Source organism: Flavobacterium sp. B167r, from assembly GCF_056824315.1.
The window spans coordinates 801,159-824,519 of sequence record NZ_CP124859.1; the positions used below are offsets into that span (position 1 = coordinate 801,159).

Below are 23,361 nucleotides of genomic sequence, written 5' to 3' on the forward strand. Positions count from 1 at the left end.
AATAAAGCTAGAAATCGTCATGATCTTTCACCTTTAAACAAAATGCTTATGTTATCATTCATAAATTTCTTAAATTAGATTTTGTATTATAACTAATTTATTAAGTACTTTTGTTTTAAATTATTAAAATAATGAGCGAAAATTTAAAATTTGCAGTGATTGGTGGAGGAAGCTGGGCAACGGCAATTGCAAAAATGTTATGTGTAAATCTTTCTGAAATTTCGTGGTATATGCGCAATGATGCTGCTATCGAGCATATTGAGAAATTCAAACACAATCCGAACTACTTGAGTTCTGTTGAATTTGATACCAAAAAACTGAAATTAACCAACAATATAAATGAAGCAATAGAATATGCAGATTATATCATATTTGCAATCCCATCTGCTTTCTTAGATGCCGAATTAAAAAACATGACGGTTTCTTTATCAGATAAAATCATTTTTTCTGCTATTAAAGGAATTGTTCCTGAAACTAGTTTAATTGTTGGCGAACATTTCCATATTCAATATGACATTCCATATTACAACATTGGAGTTATTACTGGTCCATGTCACGCTGAAGAAGTAGCTTTAGAAAGACTTTCTTACTTGACAATTGCATGTGGCGATCCTGATAAAGCATCTATTGTAGCAAAATCACTTTCTGGAAATTACATCAAAGCCAAAATTTCAGACGATATCATCGGAACTGAATATGCGGCGATGCTGAAAAACATTTACTCTATTGCTGCCGGAATTGCACATGGTTTAGGTTATGGCGACAACTTCCAATCGGTTTTAATGAGTAATGCGATTCGCGAAATGAAGAAATTCATTAGAAAAGTACATAGAATGAAACGTAACATTAACGATTCGGCTTATTTGGGCGATTTATTGGTTACGGGATATTCTGTTTTTTCTAGAAATAGAATGTTCGGAAACATGATTGGAAAAGGATACACTGTAAAAAGTGCCATGATGGAGATGAGCATGGTTGCCGAAGGTTATTACGCAACAAAAAGTGCTTATAAACTAAATCAAGGTTACGGAGCAAAAACGCCAATTATAGACGCTGTTTACGCTGTTTTATACGAAGGAAAAGATGCCAAAACGGTTTTCAGGAAATTAACGGAGTCGTTGGATTAGATTTTAGTAAAAAGAGAAAAGAAGCAAGGGGAAAAATTTTTCCTTTTATAAATAAAAAAAGAGCCAAACTGAATTTTTCAGTCTTGGCTCTTTCTTCTTTATTCTATTTTCTCAAAAGCATTCAGTCTTTCCTCTTGCTTCTTTCTTCTTAAAATCTTATTTCACCATAATTCCTTCAACAAACAAAATCGGCACTTCCTCCGTATCGTTTTCGTTGATTAAATTTGACTTGAAAATGAATTTCTTATCGTACAAAGTATTTCCGATAAAGAAAGTCACCATGAATTCATTATTCATAACCAAAAGACTTTTCTCGATCATTTCGATTTTAACGACAGAAACGGCAGGAACTTCAACAAAAGCATGACGCAGAATTGAAGTTTTTTTCATTTCACCATCAATCGTTCCAAACGCTTTTGAAACTACCATTACGCTATCTAAATTAAAGTCGCTATCGTTTACTAAATAAGCGTACCACACTTTTTCCATAAAATCGTCGCTCCATTCCTGCACTGCAGCTAGAAACACGTTTTCAACTTCTGGAATTATTATATCTTTTTTCATATGAGTCAAAAGTTTAAAAGTCGAAAGTCGAAAGTCGAAAGTCAAAAATCCAACTTAGGACTTTTGACTTTCGACTTTATGACTTTAGACTAAATTAAATATTTGCTTTGAACTGCTCTAAGAAACGAACATCATTTTCGTAGAACATACGGATATCTCCAATTTGGTATAAAAGCATTGCAATACGTTCTACTCCCATTCCGAAAGCAAATCCGTTGTATTCATCTGGATTGATATCACAGTTTTTCAAAACGTTTGGATCTACCATTCCGCAACCTCCAATTTCTAACCAACCAGTTCCTTTTGTAATTCTATAATCCGTTTCCGTTTTTAATCCCCAATAAATATCAATCTCAGCACTTGGCTCTGTAAATGGGAAATAAGACGGACGAAGACGAATCTTAGATTTTCCGAACATTTCTTTAGTGAAATAAAGCAACGTTTGTTTCAAATCTGCGAAAGAAACATCTTTGTCGATGTATAATCCTTCCACTTGATGGAAAATACAGTGCGAACGAGATGAAATCGCTTCATTACGGAAAACACGTCCTGGAGAAATCGTACGAATTGGCGGTTTATGATTTTCCATATAACGCACCTGAACCGATGATGTATGCGTACGCAACAACACATCAGGATTTGTCTGAATGAAAAACGTATCTTGCATATCACGCGCTGGGTGATATTCTGGCAAGTTCAACGCCGTAAAGTTATGCCAGTCGTCTTCGATTTCTGGTCCTTCAGAAACGTTGAATCCGATATTAGCAAAAATATCGATGATCTGATTTTTAACGATAGAAATCGGGTGACGAGAACCAATAATTACCGGTTCTGCCGCACGTGTCAAATCTCCAAAAATACCTTTTGATTCTTCTTTGCTTTCAAGTTCTTCCTGAATAACTCTTACTTTTTCTTCAGCAACAGCTTTTAAAGTATTTATAACTTGTCCAAAATCCTTTTTTTGGTCGTTTGGAATATTTTTAAATTCAGTAAAAAGTTCTTTTAATAAACCTTTGCTACCTAAATATTTAATACGAAATTGTTCTAAAGATTCTTTGTTTTTATCATTAAAGGCTTTGGCTTCCTCTATATGTTGTTTTATCTTATCTATCATTTTCATTCAGTTCTGAGAATACAAATTTAAGTATTTTGTTCAAAGTTTAATGTTTAAAGTTCAAAGTTTCCTTCACAACTGCAAAACAGAATCTTTAAATTGCTGTACAACTCCTTAAATCTGTAAAAATTATCTGTGTGTGAGTCTCTTATAAAACTATTTTATTAGACTTAGTTTTTCTTCTATTTTTTTTACTTTTTCATGCCAATAATCTAAACCTTCCTGATTTAGAACGACTTCTTTTTTATAATTAGAAGAAATCCGTCCTAATTCCCGCCAGTTTTTATTTGCATCGCGTTCTTTTTCTTTTTTGGTTGAAGGTTCAACCCTATTACGCCAAAAATCCATATTTTTCAGATAGGTACTTTTCATTTCTTCAAAATACGCTATTAATTTTTCTTTTGAATTTGGAATATAACCTGGGCCGCTACAACCACAGGAATGAAACGTAATTCCAACAGAATATAAACTCTTAATATGTTCCCATTTCTTTAAATCATCTTTTTTAGGCGATTCAAAATCTAGTCCCATACTAGCCATTAATTCACCGCATTGCGGACATTTGGCTTCAAAACCCGATTCTCCAATTTTTATATCTCTAAAAAGCCTTCTTTTAAATGTTTTATGACAATTAAAACAGGCAAAATGAGGTTTATAAATTGTCATTGCGTATCTGCACATATTTTTAAAGTTTTCGGTCTCAGTTTTCAGTCTCAGTCTCGTTACTGAAAACTGAGACTGCGACTGAAAACTAAAAAAACTACTCAATAAGTTTTCTTTCTAAAAAATAACTCACAATCGCTTCCTTCATTAAAACCGATTGCTCGCCTGCTTTTAACGGTGGCAATTGCTCTTTTACTTTATAATGTGGCCAACCTTCTTCATCAAAATATTCGAATTCATAAAAACCGTATGGCTCTAGCAATCTGCAGATCGCAATATGCATAAGGTTTAATTTTTCATCTTTTTTGAATTCACGGTGCAATTTTCCTAATTCTTGAACTCCGATTAGGTAAATTATAGAATCCAAATCTAAATCTTCGCCCTGCGAAAATCGATTAGAAAGTATATCAACGAGCTTTTCCCATCGCTCTTTTAATTGTGTATCTCTAGACATTTTTTATAATTGTGAATTATGAATTGTGAATTATAAATTTCAAAACATAAATTTTTAGTTCGCAAAGATACGCACTTCAAATTCAATGCTCATAAAAATATCAAACACCTACAATATAAACCTTTGTCACTTTGTTACTTTGAACCTTTGCCCCTTTGAAACCTTTGTCACTCAAAAAAAAATCTATCTTTGCGCCTCATTAAACACCAAAACCAACATGAGTTTTTTTGATATTATCGTCGGTGCGCTTTTGTGTTACAGTTTATACAAAGGCATTAAAAACGGACTTTTTGTAGAAGTTGCTTCTTTCATTTCGTTGTTATTAGGAATTTATTTAGCAATTAAATTTTCGTCTTTAATGACCGAAATGATTTCAAAACATGTCTCTTGGAATCCGACTAATATTCAGATCACAGCTTTTATATTAACTTTTATTCTGGTTGTAATTGGGGTTTATTTCTTAGCCAAAATCTTAACCGGAATTGCCGATTTTGCAATGCTTGGCTGGTTAAATAAATTGGGAGGCGGTTTTTTTAGGGTTTTAAAAACCATTCTGATCTTAAGTATTTTTATTGCTTTGTTCGAAAAAATCAATTTCAACAACACTTTTGCCAAACAAGAAACGCTGGATAAATCTATTTTTTACAATCCAGTGAAAAAAGTTGCGGCTTTTGTCTATCCTTCAATTGAAAAATGGTACGAAAGTTTTAAAAAAGAACATTCTCAAAAATCGGAAGAAAAAGAAACTTCTGAAAAAGAATAATTTTGTTTGTCAGGCTGAGCGCCCCGAAAATTCGGGAGAAGCCACGTCCCAATTGGAGCGTCCTTCTCCCGAATTCTCGGGACGTTCACGATGACAATAATTATTAAAAAACAATCTCTTTCTTTTCTCCTTTTTTCAAAAGAACTTCCTGTTTTTTATCTCCGAAAATCAAAGTCGTTTTTCCTCCTTTTTGAGAAGAAACGGTTACTTTTTGTGGTTTTTTATTGCTCCAATTCATCTCAACTTCAAATCCGCCTCGAGCGCAAATTCCTTTTACAGAACCTTCTTCCCAAGCATCTGGCAAGGCAGGAAGCAATCTGATTTCATTTTCTTCTGATTGAACCAACATTTCTGCAACAGCTGCAGCTCCTCCAAAATTCCCATCAATTTGAAATGGCGGATGCGCATCGAATAAATTCGGATACGTTCCTCCTCCTCGTCTTGGTGTCGCCGTTTTTTTCCCGTCTGGATCAACGTAACGCAATAATTCACGGTACATCTTATAAGCACGATTTCCATCCCAAAGTCTTGCCCAAAGATTAATTCTCCAGCCTTTTGACCAGCCTGTAGTTTCGTCGCCTTTTATTTCTAAAGTTTTCTTTGAAGCTTCTGCCAAATCTGGCGTTTTCAAAGGCGTAATATGATCGCCAGGGAAAAGCCCAAATAAATGCGATTGATGGCGATGTTTCGGGTCTAAATCATCCCAATCAAAATACCATTCTTGAAGATTTCCTTTTTTGCCAATTTTATACGGATAAAGTTTTGCCAATGCTTTTTCTAATTTATCTCTAAAAGCTGCATCGGTATTCAGCACTTTTGAAGCTTTTATCGTTTTATCAAAACATTCGCGAATCATCGCTAAATCGGCAGCTCCTCCGTAGAATGTTGCGCCAACAAAACCGTCTGCTAGTTTATATTGGTTTTCTGGCGAAGTTGAAGGCGATGTAATTAGATTTCCGTTTTTATCGGTTACCAACCAACCCAAACAAAATTCTGCTGCACCTTTCATTAACGGATATCCTTCTTTTTTCAAATAATTTTGATCTTGCGTAAAAGTATAATGTTCCCAAATATGTGTACTCAACCACGCTTGTGCCATTGGCCAGCACGCCCACATCGGATCTTCTTTTCCGAATTGTCCAACAGGATTCGTCATAGCCCAAATGTCTGAATTGTGTGCCGCAGCCCAACCTTCATTCACTCCATAAAAAGTCTTTGCCGTAATTTTTCCAGTTACCGAAAGGTTTTTTATAAAACTCAAAAGCGAAGAATGCATTTCTGAAAGATTGGTGTTTTCTGCCAACCAATAATTTTCTTCCAGATTAATATTCATCGTATAATTACTGCTCCAAGGCGGACTCAAATGCGGATTCCAAAGTCCTTGTAAATTCGCAGGAACTCCAAGCGTTCTCGAAGAACTGATTAATAAATATCGTCCGAAATTGAAGTACAAGATTTCTAGATTTTTATCTTCGCTTCCGTCTGCGTAGCGCAACAAACGCTCGTCTGTTGGCAAATCTGGAGCGGTTGTTTTTCCTAGATTTAAGTCAACTCGATTGAAGAATTTCTGATAATCAGCAATGTGATTTTCTTTTACTTTATCGAAAGGTTTTGCGTAAGCTTTATTTAGATTTTGTGCGGCAATTGCCACTTCGTCTACACCTTCGGTTGCTGGATTTTTGTCGAATCCGTTAAAACTGGTTGCAACCGAAACATAAATATAAACTTCAGTTGCATTTTTTATCGTTAAGGCTGCTCTCGAACTTGTTAGTTGTCCGTCTGTTTTTTTGACTTGAAGTAAAGTTGTAAATCTTGTTCCTCTTTCTGGAATCTGTAAATATTTTGCCGGAACTGTATATCCCACATTTTCATGAATCGGAGCGGTTCCATTCATCATCAAAACATTGTTTCGAACTCCAACTTCTGATTTTAATAAACTGCTTAAACTGATGTCGAAGTTTAAAGCACCTTTTTCGCTGCTCGTCAGTTTTACAACCATAACTTGGTCTGGAGCCGAAACAAAATATTCGCGCGTATATTTTACGCCGTCCATTTCATAAGTTACTTTTGATGTCGCGTTGGCAAGATCAAGTTCTCTATGATAATTGGTCGCTTTTCCTTTTTCTGAATTATTAATTACTAATGTTCCTAAAGGCGCATAAGCTTCAGAGTTTTTTCCTTGAACTTTTTTATTTAGCTCTTCGGCTAGTTTATAATTTTCGTTTTTTAAGGCTTCACGAATTGCTGGAATATTTTTGTAAGCTTCCGTATTCATATTAGCATTTACGGGTTCGCCAGACCAAAGCGTAATATCATTCAAATAAATTTTATCTGAATTCACTCCGCCAAAAACAGTTGCGCCCATTTTTCCGTTTCCTAAAACCAAACTTTCTTCAAAGAATTCGGCAGGTTGTTTGTACCACAAAACATTTTTGGATTGTGCCGAAATGGTTGTGCCGTAAAATGTGAGAAGTAAGATGAAAAATGTTTTTTTGATGAAACTTGAATTCATTAGATCGTATTTTAATATTAACATTCAGATGTTCCTACGGAACATTCTTGCGATTCTATTTTTTGATCAACGGATTTCATCCGTTGTTACCGACGAATTGTTCCTAACGGAACATCCTCGTTTTTCCTTTCTTCGCGTGAGGGATAGGAGCTGGCTACCGAAGTAGCGCGGATAGCCCGACCGCATCCCGATAAGTGGGCGAATAAGCGCAAAGATTGTTTGCCCACTTATCGGGATGCGGTCACGCCCAAATATTATTTACTAACGCTGTATTTCTCGTTTGCCGTAATCATTTCCCAATTGTCAGTTCTGAATGGCGATGCAGGGAATTTCTCTTTGTTGAAAAGATTGATTGCCGTATCGTCGTCTGCCCAACCGTAATGCACGGCAACTGGATTTTGAACCTGATCGCTGGAAACGATTATTTTGTTGTCATTAATTATCGCTTTCGCGGAATGAAAAACTTTGTCTGAACCTGCGATTTCGAAGCCTTTTAATTCATCGTTATTAGGCGTTGAAAGTCCGCTGCCGATATTGTCGAAAGTAAGGATAATTTGGTTTCCTTTTATTTCTTGAGATTTATAAGTTGGTCCGCTGTGAACTTGTTTTTTACCATAAATGTCGTTCATTGCGATGGTCGCCAAACGCAAACCGATGTCTTGTTTGTTTGTTGGATGAATGTCTTTTGCGTTTCCGATATCGGTTGTAACGGCCATTCCAGTGTTTGGTAATTTTAAAGTTTCAGATTGTGCTTCGCGAAGTTCTGCCCAACGGCTACCTTTTTGACTGTTTCCACCGAACTCATCAAAAGTTGATAATTGAACAAAATAGAAAGGAAAATTGCCTTGTTTGAATTTCGTTCTCCAATCGTTGATCATTAACGGAAATGCTTTTTTGTATTGTTTTGCTCTCCAAACATTCGCTTCTCCTTGATACCACAAAACGCCTTGCATCGCGTATGGAACCAACGGATTTACCATTGCGTTGTACAATAATGATGGGTAACTGTTTGGCGAAACTTCGATTCTTACTTTGATCACATTGAATTTCCAAAGTCCGTCAAGCGGAAGATTTGAATCTTTAAAATCGATTTTTAAATCTTCTAGATCGCCGTAGATTCCGCCGCCGCCGCTGTAATCTGTAATTCTCACGGCGATTACGTTTGTTCCTTCTTTTAGCACATTTGCTGGAATTTGGTAAATTCTTTTTGCATCCCAAAGATTATTGGTTCCAACTTCTACTCCGTTTACAAAGGTTTTGTCTTCGTCATCTACTTTTGCTAAATGTAAAACGGCTTGTTTTTTGGCTTGCTCAGCTGTCAAAACAATCGTTTTTCTCATCCAGACAATTCCATCGATATTTCCGATTTGTTGGTTTTCCCAAAGTGAAGGCACTTTGATTTCTGGCCAGTTTTTATCTTGGAAGTTTATATTTTTGAATTGATCTTCGTTTTCCATTGAAACATCAAATCCTTGTACTTTTTTCAGATTGTCTAAAACCGACTTTTTATAGGTTTCGAAAATCGCATTGATATCAACCGTTGGTACATTGGCAATCATTGATTTGAATTCGTCGCTTTTTTCGAAAGCTTCACGGCTTGTCCAAGTTTCTACATTGGTTCCGCCCCAAGAAGTATTGATGATTCCGATTGGAATTTTTAGTTCTGAATATAATTTTCTAGCGAAATAATATCCGACTGCTGTAAAGTTGCCTACGTTTTCTTTGTTGGCTACTTCCCATTTTCCTTGTTTTAAATTATCTTTCGGAGTTCCGCTTAAATCTTGCGCCACACCAAAATGACGAATCATTGGATAATCTGCACTGCTAATTTCTTTTTCTGAATTCATAGTTTTGAAAACCTGAAATTCCATGTTTGATTGTCCGCTGCAAATCCAAACTTCACCAACCAAAACATTTTTGATCGTGATTTTATTTTTTCCGATTACGATTAATTCGAATGGTCCACCCGCTTTTTCAGCAGCTAAATTTACTGTCCATTTTCCGTTTTTATCGGCTGTTGTTTTCTTGATTTGTTTATTGAAATGAATCTCTACACTCTCATTAGCATCGGCAAAACCCCAAATCGGAATTTGCTTGTCTCTTTGCAGCACCATTCCATCAGAAAATATTAAAGGCATTCTTATATTAGCACTAGATATCGCACTAATTATCAATAAAATAAAAACTATTGACTTTTTCATTTATTCTAATTTATTTTTTTTAAACCATATAAGTGATATAAGATATTTTAAGCTTTTATTTCACTTTGTACTTAAATTTACTTATATCACTTATATGGTTTTATAACATTTTTCTACTTTAATCCGTCGATTAATGCGTTTAAAGCTTGTGTATCGAAGACGGTATTGTTGGTTCTATTCATGATTCCGAAACCGTTATTTCCTAAGCTTCCTTCGTCCCAATAAAAAGGTAATAAACCGTTTGCTTTTGCTGTTTTCACCACCGTTTTTAAATAATAAGCTCTTGAATTTAAATGTAAAGTCAAAGCATCTTCTGTTAAAGTTGATCTGCGAATTGCTCCAAATTCTCCTAAAAGAACCGGAATTCCTTTATCAACAAACTGCGTTTTCATCAACTTAAAATTCTTTTCTAAATCAGCTTCTTCTCCCCAAGTTGCATTTCGTTCTGGATCGGTTGTAGAATGAAATCCTGCTCCCCAATAATAGAACATTTTGCCCCAAGTTTCGTCTTTGGTTAAACCAGCAAAATTCCACGGAGAATAATAATGTACTTCAACCATCATTCTGCCTGTAACTTTATCTACTGGCAATGTAGTCATTAATTTGTTTGTTTTTTCAATATCTGTCGTTGGTCCTTGAACTACTAAAACACGAGTGGCGTTTTTTCCTCCTGTCGAACGAACGGCATCAATAAAAGTTTGGTGATAAGAAGTTAAAACTGCCATTTGAGTTGCATCTTCAACTGCTGGCTCATTGGCGCTTGCAAAAAGCAAATGCTCGTCGAATCCACGTAAATGTGTTGCGATTTGTTCCCAGAAAGCTTTTTGTTTGGCGTTATTTTCTACTTTTTTGGCTTCTGTAATATTGTTTTCCAGCCAACCGCCGTCCCAGTGAATATTGACCACAACATACATATCGTTGTCTACGCAATATTGTACGACTTCTTTCACACGGTTTAGCCAATCTAGTTTGATTTTTGCTGTTGCAGCATTTTCTAAATTCTGATTCCAAGAACACGGAATTCTAATTGCGTTAAATCCGTTTGCTTTTACGGCATCGATTAAAGCTTTTGTCACTTTTGGATTTCCCCAAGCGGTTTCGCCTCCAGTTGCTTCTAACGTATTTCCGATATTCCAACCTAATTTGATTTTAGCTGCCAATTCAACTGCAGAACTTCCCATTCCAGAAGCATCTGCTACAATTGGATTGGTATTGTAACTCGGATATAAACTTGTCGCTACAGCAGCGGCTTGAGAAACTGAAATTGATGAAACTGGCACATCACTTCCTGTTAAGGTAATCACTGCATTTCGCACTGAACTTGCTGTGTTTTCTAAAGCTGTAATTTTAACTATTGTACTTCCAGAAGGCCCAGAAGTCTGATTCAATTTTATCCAACTAACAGGATTGCTCAAAGTCCAAGCAACTCCGTTAGAATTAACGGTCACTTCAATTGTATTTTCTTTGCTTTCAAAATCTACTTTATCTTTATTGGCACTTAGCATTTTTGTACTTAAAGGTGTATTTTCTTTATCAGAACTGCAAGCTAAAACTCCTAAAAAAGCAAAACATAAAATAAAGCTCAAGAGATAATCTTTGATTGTTTTTTTCATTTGGTTTGGTTTAAGTTTTACAAATAAGCTTTAAAAAAAATTAACCATATAAGCAATTTAAGTTCATTTAATCAAGCTTCAAATTAATCTCGCAAAGACGCTGAGACGTAAAGTTTAAAGCAAAGTTTAAATGAACTTAAATTACTTATATGGTTAAAAAAGACTACTTAATTGTTACTGAAATTTCTTTTTTGATGTCTCTAGAAGAAGTTCCTACTTTTATAGTATATTTTCCAGGTTCAACTGTCCATTTTTTAGCAGCAACATCATAATAAGCAAGTTCTTTTACAGGAACTTTGATTGTAACTGTTTCTGAACCTCCAGCTTTAACGTCAACTTTTTTGAAACCTTTTAATTCTTTTGCTGCACGTGTAATTTTAGAATCAGATTTCGAAGTGTATAATTGTACAACTTCTTTTCCATCTACTTTTCCTGTATTTTTAACTTCAACAGAAACTTCAATTACTTCATTTTGAGCGTACGACTCTTTGTTTGCTTTTGCATTATCTAAAGCAAAAGTCGTGTATGATAATCCGTAACCAAAAGGATACAACGGCGCAACATTTTTAGTATCAAACCAACGGTATCCGATTAAAATTCCTTCTGCATAATTTACCGCTTTGTCTCCAGGGAAACTGTTTGTAGCATGTGCAGGAGAGTCTTTAAGTTGTTTTGGCATTGTCCAAGGTAATTTTCCTGACGGATTTACTTTTCCTAAAATGACATCTGCTAAAGCATTTCCACCTTCAGAACCATTAAACCAGCTCCAAACTAAAGCAGAGGATTTTTGGCTTACTTCATTAATATCAAACGGAGCTCCAGCAATCATAACTACGATCGTTTTTGGATTTGCAGCCACAACTTGTCTAATTAATTCTTCTTGTCCGAATGGCAAGTGTAAATCCCTACGGTCAGAAGCTTCTGTTTCGTAATCACGGTTTGAACCTGCAAAAATGATGGCAACATCTGAATTTTTAGCCGCTTCAACCGCTTCTTTTACTTTAGCATCATCTAATTTATCAATTGTAACTGGTCCTGTAGAAGTAATATTTCCTAAGTTTCCTTTGTTTTTTTCGTCGTAACGCTCTAAATATCCTTCAGCATAATTGATTTTTATTGAAGAAGGAAGTCTGTTCTTTAAACCTTCAAGAGGCGTAACTTCTCTTTTTGTTTTCACTCCAGCTCCAAATCCGCCTAAAGCGTTTTTCTTTGTTGCGTTGTTTCCAATTACAGCGATAGATTTTACTCCGTCTAGTTTTAAAGGCAATGCATTGTTATCGTTTTTCAACAATACAATTGCTTCTGCAGCAATTTTGTATGCGTCTTGGTAATGCGCTTCTGTTGCGATGCTTCCTTTAGCACGCGTTCCACCACCCATTGCTTTAATATGGAATAATCCGCGTAAAATACGTTTTACGTGAAGATCAATTTCTTTTTCTGAAACTTCTCCCGATTTTACCGCAGCAATCAATTTATCAGCCAAGAAAAATTCGTTGAAAGGTTTTGGTGTTCCCATTTCAATATCTAAACCATTTTTCAAAGCTTTTCCTGTAGAATGAACCGCAGCCCAGTCTGAAACGACAATACCTTTAAATCCCCATTCTTCACGAAGGATTTTATTCAGCATATAATCATTTTCACATAAATATTCACCTCTGAATTTGTTGTAAGCTCCCATGATACTGTACGCTTTTCCTTCTTTTACAGTAGCTTCAAAAGCTGGAAGATAAATTTCGCGAAGTGTACGCTCGTCAATTTGCACATCAACAAAATCACGATTTGTTTCTTGATTGTTTGCTGCGTAGTGTTTTACACAAGCCATTACATCTTTTTCCTGTAAACCAACAACCAAAGGCACAGCAATTTTTTTATTCAAAAATGGATCTTCCGACATGTATTCGTAAGTTCTTCCTCCAAGTGGCGTTCTCACCATATTGATTGCTGGAGAAAGCAACATATCTTTATCTCTTGCACGTAATTCTTCTCCTAAACTAGTTCCGAAAGTATGTGCCATTTCAGCATTAAAAGTTGCAGCTAAAGCACCTCCTGCAGGATAATAGGTTGCAAAATCGTTGGTCAAACCAGCTGGAGCCCAATTGTCTCTTGAAATTTCTTCACGAACTCCCAACGGACCATCGGCCATTTTTAATTCTGGAATTCCTAAACGTTTTACACCTGCATTTGCAAACATGCTGTTACCGTGAAGCATTCCGATTTTTTCTTCTAATGTCATTTGCGAAATCAATTTGTCGATTTCTGCATCATGCTCGGTACCTATTTCTTTTCCAACGTATTCTTCGGTCTCCGCCGAATTTGAAGCTATGGTCTGTGCATCATTTTTACAAGAAGTAAAAAATGCAAAAACCAAAGCCGCCGAAAGGTATATCATTTTGTTTTTCATAGATAGTTAGATGTTTTTTGAATTTAAAGATTTTGATTCCTCACACGACATCTTTAAATGCGGTTAATATTATGTTTGTGGTTTTATCTAAAATTATTGCTTAATCAAATTCAGCATTACAACATCATTTTCATTGATTTTGAATTCTCTGCTGAAAGTTCCTTTTCCGTCAATTGTAATTTTTTCTGTTGAAATTGGCGCGCCGGTATTTTTCTCTTTTAATGAATTTACCTGCTCGCGTGTTAACTGACTTGGTTTATTCAATGCGAGATAATCTGCGTAAACGTCATTTACTTTGTAACCAACTTTATATACTTCTAGTACATATTTTCCTTTCTGCATTCCGTCCACTTCAATTTTGACTTTTCCTTTTTCTTTTGATGGAAGATCTTTAATGTAATAGGTCTGATTCAACTCTTTATCGCCAGGATGTGTATTTGTAAAATCCCACAATAAAACCTGTACATCGCCTTTTGCATTTTTAGAAGTCCAAGACGATTTATCTGCATTTTGAAGTTCTGTTTCTCCCAATTTATTCATTAAAAAATAAGAGAAATAAGCCGGTTTTTTAATCCCCTGTGTATTCATCAATCCGAAACCACCGTGAAAAGGTGTAAATCTTGGGCCTGCTTCTTCAAAAATATCTGTAAAAACCCAATATGACATTGAGTTTGCTGCGTTTCCAACTTGTTTTAATTTCTGCAAAATATACGCTGCCGAGTGATAACTGTCGTGAATTGGATCTGCAGGCGTATAAGACGCGCTCCATTCTGTATAATGTAATTCTAAATTCGGTTTAGCCGATTCTGTAATTTGTTTGCGTGAATTTATAACGTCCCCGCTTACACTCGATTCGTCCTTATTTAAGATTGTTCCAGAAGTTCCGAATTCGTCCAAATATCCGTGTTTTACGCCGTAAGTATGTGTCGAAATAAAATCAATTGGCACATTATTTTTTTCGCAAAAAGCAATTGTTTCAGGAACCCAGGCTGCACCAGCAGTTGCAGGCCCTCCAACTTTGTAGTCTTTGTTTACTGCTTTTACTCCGCGAACTGCGTAATCGTATAATTTATAATATTCTTCTTGTGTACTGCTCCAAAAACCAGGTGAAAGATTTGGTTCGTTCCACACTTCAAAATACCATGTTTTTACTTCTTCGTCTCCGTAACGTTCTTTGAAATGTGCCGTTAGATTTCTAATTAAATCTTCCCATTTTTTATAATCTTTTGGAGGCGTAACATTTCCTTTCCACCAAAAAATAGTTTCTTTTCCGCTTGCCAAAGCATTCGGCATAAAACCTAATTCAACAAAAGGTTTCATTTTCAGACTCACAATATAATCGAACAAAACGTCTACATATTGGTAGTTGTATTCTGGATTTCCTTTTTCGTCTTCGCGGTAAATGGCCATATCATCTGTCAATAAACCATGAAAGCGGATGTATTTAAAATCGCATTCTTTTTTTACAATTGCCAATTGCTGCTGCCAATCGGCACGAAGACCTTCATTTGCTCTTCCCGCACCAATGCATTCTTTAAACATCGTGTTCAATTTCCCTGCAGTTTTATTGAAATCGACTTTTATAGTTCGGTTTTCATTCTGTGCAAACGAATTAATTGAAGAAATTAAAGCAACTGTTATTATTAAAAGTTTTTTCATCTGAAAATGGTTTCGTTGTATTTATCTTTTTGCGTTACCAAACCCGACAGGTTTTAAAAACCTGTCGGGTTTAACATCTAACGTCTAACATTTAACTTCTAACCTTAATTACAATTTTTTAAATCTCACTGCTCCACCGCCAGCTCCTCCTAAATTCAATTTTAGAGAGTCTGTAGATTTTACTGTTTTCTTAGAAATCGCTACTGCTTCTGGATTGTGTTTTTGATCTGTTCCTTCCGCATCAACATAAATCTGCGCTTCGTAAGTCGCATTTGGATCTAAAAATGATAATGAAACATTTACGTTTCTTGGGTTTTCATTTGTCAAAGTTCCTAAATACCAGTCTGCGCTATTTCTGTCTTTTCTTGCTGTTGTGATGTATTCACCAATTTTTCCTTCTAAGATTTTTGTGTCTTCCCAATCTGTTGGAACATCTTTTAAGAATTGTAAAGCTGGTTTTCCTTCGTAGTTTTCAGGAAGATCTGCCAACATTTGAATTGGAGAATAAAGTACTACATACAATGCCAATTGCTGCCCAACTGTTCCTTGAATTCTTTTTCCTGGATAACCTTGTTTTACCTCAACATCAAAAATTCCAGGTGTGAAATCCATTGGTCCAGAAAGCAATCTTGTAAATGGAATAATGCTTAAGTGGTTTGGGGGATTTCCTTCGCTCCAAGCGTTGTATTCTTGTCCTCTTGCCGCTTCTCTCGAAACCATGTTTGGAAAAGTTCTTCTTTCTCCTGTATCTTTAATAGACTCGTGGTATAAAACCGCTAAATCGTATTGTGCCGCTTTTTCTAAAATATATCTGAAATAATTTACTCCAAATTGTCCGAAGTGCATTTGTTTCATATTTAATTTAGAACCAACGTGCCCGATTTTTACCGTATGAATTCCTAATTTTTTGTATAAAGCAAAACCTTCGTCAACTTCTTTTAAGTAGTTAATTAAGTTTGAACCCGTTTCATGGTATCCGATTAATTCGATGTTTTTGCTTTTTCCGTAAGCAACTACTTTTTCTAAGTCGAAATTATCAGCGCTTTTCGTGAAGCTGAACATGTGCATACGGTTTTCGTACCAACCTGGCGTCCATCCTTTATTCCATCCTTCAATTAATAAATGGTGGAAACCTTCTTTTGCAGTAAAATCGATGTATTCTTCAGCATGTTTTGTCGTTGCTCCTTGTTTGTCGCTTTCCCAGAAAGTATATTTTCCGATGTGCATTCCCCACCAAATCCCTAAATATTTGTATGGTTTGAAATAGCTATTTGTATTTTTTAATTTGTTTGGTTCGTTCAAGTTTAAAACCAAATAAGAAGTAATCAATTCTCCAGGATTTTCTCCAATTTGAATTGTTCTCCAAGAAGAAGTAAAAGTGTCTTTCACACGAACTTTTATTCCATCAGGCCACGGCACTAAATCAGATTTTAATTCTGTCCCTTTTGTATTTACCAAAGTCATACTCGCAAAATCAATCAAATTTGCTTCGTGAAAACTTAAAGCCAATCCGCTCTTGCTTTCGATTGTTAGCGGAGTTAAAACCGTATCAAGTGTACTTACTGGAGCATCTTTAAATAAATATTCGTCGCGGTTTTCCAAGTTTGCAGGGATCCACCAAGCTTTTCCGTCTTCTTTTAAATTGAAAGTCGTTTTTTCATCTGTAATGAAAATACTGTCTTTTACATTTTGTTTTGGATAAACATATCTAAAAGCAACTCCGTCATCAAAAGCACGGAATTGAATTTGTAATTTACGTTTGTTTCCAGTTTTTTGCTGTAAATCAACAACCAATTGATTGTAGTTGTTTCTAATGTTTTTCTTTTCTCCCCAAACTTGTTCCCAAGTTTCATCAAACGTAGAAGTTTTTGCTCCTTTGATTTCAAAGTTTGTGCTTAAATCTTCGTTTCCTTTCAATACAAATCCCATTTCAGATGGAGAAATCACTTCGGTTTTTCCGTGAGAAACAGCATATTTTGGAGCGTTTTTTACAAGCTCAAATTTGATTTTGTTTTGTCCGTTTGGCGATGCCAATTCGTAAGCGTTCTTGTTTTTCTGACTGTAGCCAACGGTGATTGAAAGCAGTACGGCTGGGAGAATTAGATAGTTTTTCATGTTTTTTGGTATTATGTTTTTTTGTCACTGATTTTTCAAATCTCTGACTATTTTTTGCCACAGATTAAAGGATTAAAAGATTAAAAATCTGCTCAATCTGCAAAATCTGCGAGAGAAAGAAAAAATCCTTTCTAATCATTTTAATCTGTGGCTATATTTTTTATTTTGCCCACTCTGTTTTGAAAGTGGTTTTTCCGTTTAATGGATTTGTTGTTACGTCAAAATTGTTTCCGTTTTTGGTAACTTTTATTTCTTGTAGCGCCTCTCCGTTTGGTAAATAAACTTTGGCTGAAGCTGAAGTTGTTTTATCACTTGCAAATACTTTTAATGTCAATTTGCTCCAATCCATATCTTTTGTCGACTGCGCTAAACCAATGTGTGGGATTACAGTTCCGTCTTTAATCAAAACAATAATCGGAATTTCGCCTGCTTTAATTTTATGCCATCCTGATTGGTATACTTTTTTAGTTTGATAGTCGATCCAAGTTCCTTCAGGAATGTAAACATCTCTTTCTTCAACCTCTTCGAAAAGTGGTGCAACCAACATACTTGAACCAAATAAATATTGATTGTCAACCAACCAAGCTCCCGGATCGTTTGGATATTCTACAAATAAAGCACGCATCATTGGCAATCCTTTTTCTGAACTTTCTTTCGCTTGAGCGTAGATATATGGCATTAATTCGTAACGCATATTATCTGCTTTTCTAAATCCTTCCAAGAAATCTTTGCTGTACAACCAAGGTTCGCGAGGCGGTTCTCCGTGACTTCTTACGTGCGAAGTCAACATTCCGAATGGCGTCCATCTTCTGTAAATATTTTCAGGAGATTTAGTTGCGAAACCTCCAACATCATGACTCCAGAAACTAAATCCGCTTAGTCCTAAAGAAAGTCCACCGCGTAGCTCTGCCGACATTGCACCGTTAGTAGTTTCAGAGTCTCCTCCCCAATGTAAAGGATAACGCTGAGATCCTGCCCAAGTACTTCTCGCCCAGATTAAAGTATAACCTTTTTCTTTCTGAGTGATTTCAGCAACTGCTTTGTTGTAACGTAATGGATATAAATTGTGCTCGTAGAAACCTGTTCTTCCTGAATGATAAATTCCGTCTGCTGGTGCCGCTTCTCCAAAATCTACTTTGAAAACCGCAACTCCTTCATCAAATAATTTTTTTAATTTTCCTTGGTACCAAGAAATTGTTTCTGGGTTTGAGAAATCTAAAACCGCATCTTCATAAGGAAGATTTCCTTTTCTGTCTCTTACCGCCAAATTTTTGTCCATAATTTCTGGGAACAAAGTGTTCTTTGGAGTAAAATATGGCAATTGCCAAAGACAAACTTGGAAACCGTCTTTTTTCAAATCAGACATCATTTTTGTAGCATCTGGGAAACGAGATTTTGCAAACTCGTAATTGTTTCTCCAATCTACATCAAACCAACCTGTATCAAAGTGAATTACGTCTGTTGGAATTTTATATTTACGCAAATCTCTCGCAACTTCACGTCCTTCTTTTTCTGAGAAATACGTGATACGGCTCATCCAGAAACCAAATGACCAAAGTGGTGGCATGGCAGCTTTTCCTGTCAAATCTGTGTATTGATCTAAAATGTCTTTTGGTTCTCCGATGAAGAAAAACAAATCGGCTTCGTCGTCTCCAATGTACATTTCGTTTGCACTTGAAAAATACTTTCCGAAGTCAACTGTAATTGGTGTTGAATGGTGCATGAAAACTCCGTAACCACGGCTACTCATGTAAAACGGAATTGGTTTGTACATCGTTTCATTTTGGATTCCGTTTGCATCATCCGCCCATAAAACTACTTTTGAACCGCGTTTGTTGAATTGTGTGAAAGATTCTCCACAACCAAATATTTTTTCGTCTGGCTCTAAGCTGAACGCAGCGCCCATACTTCTTGAATAATCGCTGTTTCTTCGAACATAAGAAAACGGAAGTGTTGGTGTATACGTGTTTTTAAAATCTGTATCGTGAAGTGTGCTCGTTAAAAGTTTTCCTTTTTCATCGTAGATTTTTACGTGCCACGGTTTTGTCAAAATTTCGACTTTTCCGTGTTTGCTTGTGTAGCTGTGACCTCCTTCAATTTTAGCATATTTCCATAATTCTGGGTGATTCGGAGCAACTCCGTCAACCAACATTAAAGATTCTTTTTGCGGATGAAATTGTGGCCCAGAAGTCGTTTTGATACGAACTGTTCTGTCTGAAACAAACTGAATTTCGAATGGCAAAACTGGAGATTCTGCATATTCTGTTGTTGGGAATTCGTTTGCTTTTTCCACATCTGGCTTCATCATCATGTTGTTGAAAGCCTGACGTGTTTTATAATTATATCGCAGATATTTAATCGTTCCTTTTCCTGTCGCAGGATCAAAAGAAGCTAGCTCATCTGCGAAATAAAAAGTGTTCAGATAATTCTGAAAATCTTTACTGATATCTATCGGAGCATTCAGCACATCTGCATTCTGAATTTGAGCTGATGCTTTTGGCGTCAATACAAATCCAAGCATAAAAGCCGAAAACAATGTGGTTAGTTGTCTGTTTTTCATGAGTCAATAATTCTAGATGTTAGTTCCTGCGAGGTTTTCAAAACCTCGTAGGTATTCTTTTTTACTTATTCAAAATATTATAGATACCTACAAGGTTTTGAAAACCTTGCAGGAACGTGGTATTTTATTCTGCTGTAATTACGATTGTGGCTTGTTGAAGTCCATTCGCTTTAGCGGTCAATTCCAATCTTCCAGATTTATCACCCGATTGTACAATCACCAAACATTTTCCTGCCAAAGCGGTATGCTTAGTTGCTTTGTACGGTTCGTGACTTACTGGATCTCCAGAGCAAACGCCTACAATTTTTCCATTTCCTTTTAATGAGAAGTTGATTTCGTTGTTTGCATTTGGAGCAATTGTTCCGTTGGCATCCAAAATATCTACGGTTACAAATGACAAATCATTTTTGTCTGCTTTAATCGTACTTCTGTCAGCCGTTAATTTTAATTGCGAAGGATTTCCAGCCGTTTTGATTTCTTTTTCTAAAACCACTTTTCCGTCTTTGCTAGAAACGGCTTTTAGCGTTCCTGCTTCGAATGGAATTCTCCACATTACGTGTAAATTATCCCCTTTTTTAGCTCTTTTTCCAACTGATTTTCCGTTTACGAAAAGTTCCACTTCATCTGCATTATTGTAGTATGCCCAAACGTCAACTGTTTGTCCTGCTTTCCAGTTCCAATGTGGGAAAATGTGAAGAACATCTTTAGTTGTCCATTCGCTTTGGTACATATAATATACGTCTTTCGGGAAACCGGCTAAATCGACAATTCCGAAATACGAACTTACCGATGGCCATTCGTATGGAGTTGGTTCTCCGATATAATCGAAACCTGTCCAAACGTACATTCCAGCTAAGAAATCGTGTTTTTTAATGATTTTCCAAGTAGCTTCGTGCGTTGATCCCCAAGGCGTTTGCACCTGATCGTAAGCCGAAACGGTATTTCCTGGATTTCCTCCATCAAATTTTTTATCCCAACTAACCGGCCATTTTTTGATTGTGTCTGAAACGGCATCATAATAACCTCTTGTTTGTAAACCCGAAGTAGTTTCGGTTGCGATGAAAGGTGTATTTGGGAAGTTTTTTAAATGATGTTCGAATGTTTGATGTGCATAATTGTATCCGATTAAATCTAAAACTCCAGATCCTGCAAGCGGATTAACGGAAACATTTTTTTTCTCGAATTGTAACGTTACCGCATCAATATTCATATTTACAGGCGGGTTCATTCCTGCTGTAAGTGGTCTTGTTTTATCGTATTGACGCGTTATTGCGGCTAATTCTTTAGCGATTTCAATTCCCGTTTCATTCCATTGTTCCGGAATTTCATTTCCGATACTCCACATAAAAATACTGGCGTGATTTCGGTCGCGTAACAATTGATCTATTAAATCTTGTTTGTGCCATTTGTCCCAATCATTTGCATAATCGTATTTGGTTTTGGCTTGCTTCCACATATCAAAAGCTTCATCCATGACAATGAAACCCATTTTATCGCAAAGTTCCAAAAGTTCTGTTGCAGGCGGATTGTGTGAAGTTCTGATTCCGTTTACGCCCATTTCTTTCAGGATTTCCAACTGACGTTCGATGGCGCGCGTGTTGATCGCCGAACCCAACGGACCTAAATCGTGATGCATACAAACTCCTTTTATTTTGACTTGTTTTCCATTCAAAATAAAACCTTTGTTCAAATCGAATTTAAAATCTCTGATTCCGAAAGTAGTTTTGTATTGATCAATGATTTTATCGTCAAGCGAAATTTCCGTAACTGCCGTGTACAATTCTGGATTTTCATCTGACCATAATGCAGGATTTTCAACCTCAGCCGATTGGTTCAAAGTTTGATTTCCATTCGCATTGATTGTTATATCTTGAGTAACCGATGTTACTTTTTTGTCTTCTTTAAAAATAGTTGTCGTTACAGTTGCTTTCTTATCTTCCTTGTATTGATTTTTAATTGTAGTTTCAATACTAACCGAAGCTTTTTCAGCCGTAACTTTTGGAGTTGTAATGTAGGTTCCCCATTGTCCAACGTGAAGTTTATCTGTTGTTTCGATCCAGACATTTCTAAAAATTCCTGAACCCGAATACCAGCGTGAATTAGGTTGTTTTGAATTGTCAACCTTAACAATTATTTCGTTGTTTTTTTCTCCGTAATTTAAGTATGGAGTAATCTCATATTGAAAACCGATATATCCGTTTGGACGTTTTCCTAAATAATGTCCGTTTACCCAAACTTCGCTGTTTCTGTAAACGCCATCAAAAGTGATTGAAGTAATTTTTGTGCTGTCTTCTGCAGCAACTTTGAATGTTTTTTTGTACCAGCCTAATCCTCCGTTAAGCGATCCTCCGCCATAACCTGCTGGGCTTTTTTCATCAAATTTCCCTTCGATACTCCAATCGTGAGGAACGTCTAAAGTTCTCCATTTAGTTGAAGTTCCAATGGTGTCTTTATCAACAATACTATCGTTTAAATGAAAACTCCAATCTGAATTGAAAGATATTTTTCGGTTTACAAATGCATCTTCTTTTTTAGTACAAGAATTAAAGAAAAGAATTCCAGCTGCAAAAGCCCATAAACTTAATTTTTTTATGTTTTTTCTGATCTGCATAGGTACTTTTTTGTTTTTTGGAATTTGAAGATAGAAATAAAAAATGATTTCATTTATTTCTTACTAAAATAATTTAAGTCTCAGTCTTAAAGAACATTACAAAATGCTTTTAGGACTGAGACTTCAAAACTAACTAACTTACGATTTTACTTTATAGTGGAATACAATTAAGCAAACTCCTTCACCTTTTCTACTTTTATCACGTATTACTGCTAATCTTAAAGATGTTGCTGTAAGCTCAACCACTTTTACGCTGATCCAGTTGCTGCAGTCTCCATAATAATCTCCACCGTAAAGCATTTCTACTCCACCATTAAAAACTAATTTATTATTTTTAATATCAAACGAATACGTTCCTTTTTTTGTAGTTTGATCGCTGTTTGCAATCGCTGTTTGAGTAACTGTTGTGTTGTAATTTCCATTTAAATCAAAATACATTTGTCCCCAATCTTTATTATCCATTACCCAAGAATTACTTGCATAATCTGGCAACCAGCTCCAGTTATCTCCAGATGCAGCTGGGTAATCTAAACCTGCCCATCCAACTGGATCAACAAAATCTAAAACCCAAGTTTTTCCGTCAACACCATTTGTAAGCATTTCCCATTTTGGATCTCTAAAATAACTTTCGTCATTTTCTGCAATATCTAATACAACCGGAGCAGCTTCTACAGAACCTCCTCTTGTATAAGCTGAGTAATAAATAGTATATTTTCCAGCAAATGGAAGAACTACTTGATCAGTGCTTTTATTAGAATGACCTACTTCATTTCCTAATGCATCAACATATTTCCAAAACGGAATAACCGTTGGGTCATCACTTTTAAGATTTATAAGATTTTTGTTTGTAGCATCTTGCGTTATAGAAAACTTAAGTGTTTCTGGTGTCAAAGTAACTGCTGGAAGGCTTTCGCGATCATCAATTGCTTCACATGAAAATAACAGCGAACCAATTGTAACAGCTGCTATTAAGATATATAATATACGTTTCATAGTCATTTTGT

15 protein-coding genes are annotated in these 23,361 nt (G+C 35.9%); 2 read left to right on the forward strand and 13 right to left on the reverse strand.

Translation table 11 applies throughout. From position 1 onward, the window contains the following. Positions 1-131 precede the first annotated feature (131 nt). Positions 132-1,127 (forward strand): NAD(P)H-dependent glycerol-3-phosphate dehydrogenase, encoded by a 996-nt coding sequence (locus QLQ96_RS03865; RefSeq protein WP_482494827.1) that lies wholly within the window; start codon positions 132-134, stop codon positions 1,125-1,127. Between the two features lie 156 nt (positions 1,128-1,283). On the opposite strand, the gene QLQ96_RS03870 is transcribed toward QLQ96_RS03865, so the two are convergent. The 4 genes from QLQ96_RS03870 to QLQ96_RS03885 form a co-directional block, all read right to left on the reverse strand. After that, positions 1,284-1,691, reverse strand: coding sequence for a hypothetical protein (locus tag QLQ96_RS03870; protein ID WP_294786256.1), 408 nt, complete (start codon positions 1,689-1,691; stop codon positions 1,284-1,286). A gap of 94 nt (positions 1,692-1,785) precedes the next feature. Further along, positions 1,786-2,805 (reverse strand): phenylalanine--tRNA ligase subunit alpha, encoded by a 1,020-nt coding sequence (locus QLQ96_RS03875; protein WP_482494829.1) that lies wholly within the window; start codon positions 2,803-2,805, stop codon positions 1,786-1,788. Between the two features lie 156 nt (positions 2,806-2,961). Then, complete coding sequence (locus QLQ96_RS03880; RefSeq protein ID WP_482494831.1) at positions 2,962-3,471, reverse strand: hypothetical protein; 510 nt, start codon at positions 3,469-3,471, stop codon at positions 2,962-2,964. A 94-nt stretch (positions 3,472-3,565) separates the two neighbouring features. Then, positions 3,566-3,922 (reverse strand): hypothetical protein, encoded by a 357-nt coding sequence (locus QLQ96_RS03885; protein ID WP_482494833.1) that lies wholly within the window; start codon positions 3,920-3,922, stop codon positions 3,566-3,568. A 217-nt stretch (positions 3,923-4,139) separates the two neighbouring features. Here QLQ96_RS03885 and QLQ96_RS03890 point away from each other — a divergent pair, with 217 nt between their 5' ends. Continuing rightward, complete coding sequence (locus QLQ96_RS03890) at positions 4,140-4,685, forward strand: CvpA family protein (RefSeq protein ID WP_482494835.1); 546 nt, start codon at positions 4,140-4,142, stop codon at positions 4,683-4,685. A gap of 103 nt (positions 4,686-4,788) precedes the next feature. Here QLQ96_RS03890 and QLQ96_RS03895 read toward each other — a convergent pair whose 3' ends face one another. The 9 genes from QLQ96_RS03895 to QLQ96_RS03935 form a co-directional block, all read right to left on the reverse strand. Next, a complete protein-coding gene (locus QLQ96_RS03895; RefSeq protein ID WP_482494837.1) occupies positions 4,789-7,197 on the reverse strand; it encodes a glycoside hydrolase family 95 protein in 2,409 nt (802 codons plus the stop codon). Positions 7,198-7,451: 254 nt separating this feature from the next. After that, the gene (locus tag QLQ96_RS03900; protein ID WP_482494839.1) at positions 7,452-9,398 is read right to left on the reverse strand and encodes a sialate O-acetylesterase; all 1,947 of its coding nucleotides are present in this window, start codon (positions 9,396-9,398) and stop codon (positions 7,452-7,454) included. Positions 9,399-9,511: 113 nt separating this feature from the next. After that, positions 9,512-11,011, reverse strand: coding sequence for a cellulase family glycosylhydrolase (locus QLQ96_RS03905; protein WP_482494841.1), 1,500 nt, complete (start codon positions 11,009-11,011; stop codon positions 9,512-9,514). A 163-nt stretch (positions 11,012-11,174) separates the two neighbouring features. Next, positions 11,175-13,412 (reverse strand): glycoside hydrolase family 3 C-terminal domain-containing protein, encoded by a 2,238-nt coding sequence (locus QLQ96_RS03910; protein WP_482494842.1) that lies wholly within the window; start codon positions 13,410-13,412, stop codon positions 11,175-11,177. A 93-nt stretch (positions 13,413-13,505) separates the two neighbouring features. Then, positions 13,506-15,071, reverse strand: a complete 1,566-nt coding sequence (locus tag QLQ96_RS03915) for a GH39 family glycosyl hydrolase (RefSeq protein ID WP_482494843.1) — start codon at positions 15,069-15,071, stop codon at positions 13,506-13,508. Between the two features lie 108 nt (positions 15,072-15,179). After that, positions 15,180-17,186 (reverse strand): glycoside hydrolase family 97 protein, encoded by a 2,007-nt coding sequence (locus QLQ96_RS03920; protein ID WP_482494844.1) that lies wholly within the window; start codon positions 17,184-17,186, stop codon positions 15,180-15,182. A 160-nt stretch (positions 17,187-17,346) separates the two neighbouring features. Next, positions 17,347-19,746 carry a glycoside hydrolase family 31 protein gene (locus QLQ96_RS03925; protein WP_482494846.1) on the reverse strand — a complete coding sequence of 800 codons (2,400 nt, stop codon included), beginning with the start codon at positions 19,744-19,746 and terminating at the stop codon, positions 17,347-17,349. Between the two features lie 124 nt (positions 19,747-19,870). Continuing rightward, the gene (locus tag QLQ96_RS03930) at positions 19,871-22,357 is read right to left on the reverse strand and encodes a glycoside hydrolase family 2 TIM barrel-domain containing protein (RefSeq protein ID WP_482494848.1); all 2,487 of its coding nucleotides are present in this window, start codon (positions 22,355-22,357) and stop codon (positions 19,871-19,873) included. Positions 22,358-22,495: 138 nt separating this feature from the next. Beyond that, positions 22,496-23,350, reverse strand: coding sequence for a hypothetical protein (locus QLQ96_RS03935; RefSeq protein ID WP_482494850.1), 855 nt, complete (start codon positions 23,348-23,350; stop codon positions 22,496-22,498). Positions 23,351-23,361 lie beyond the last annotated feature (11 nt).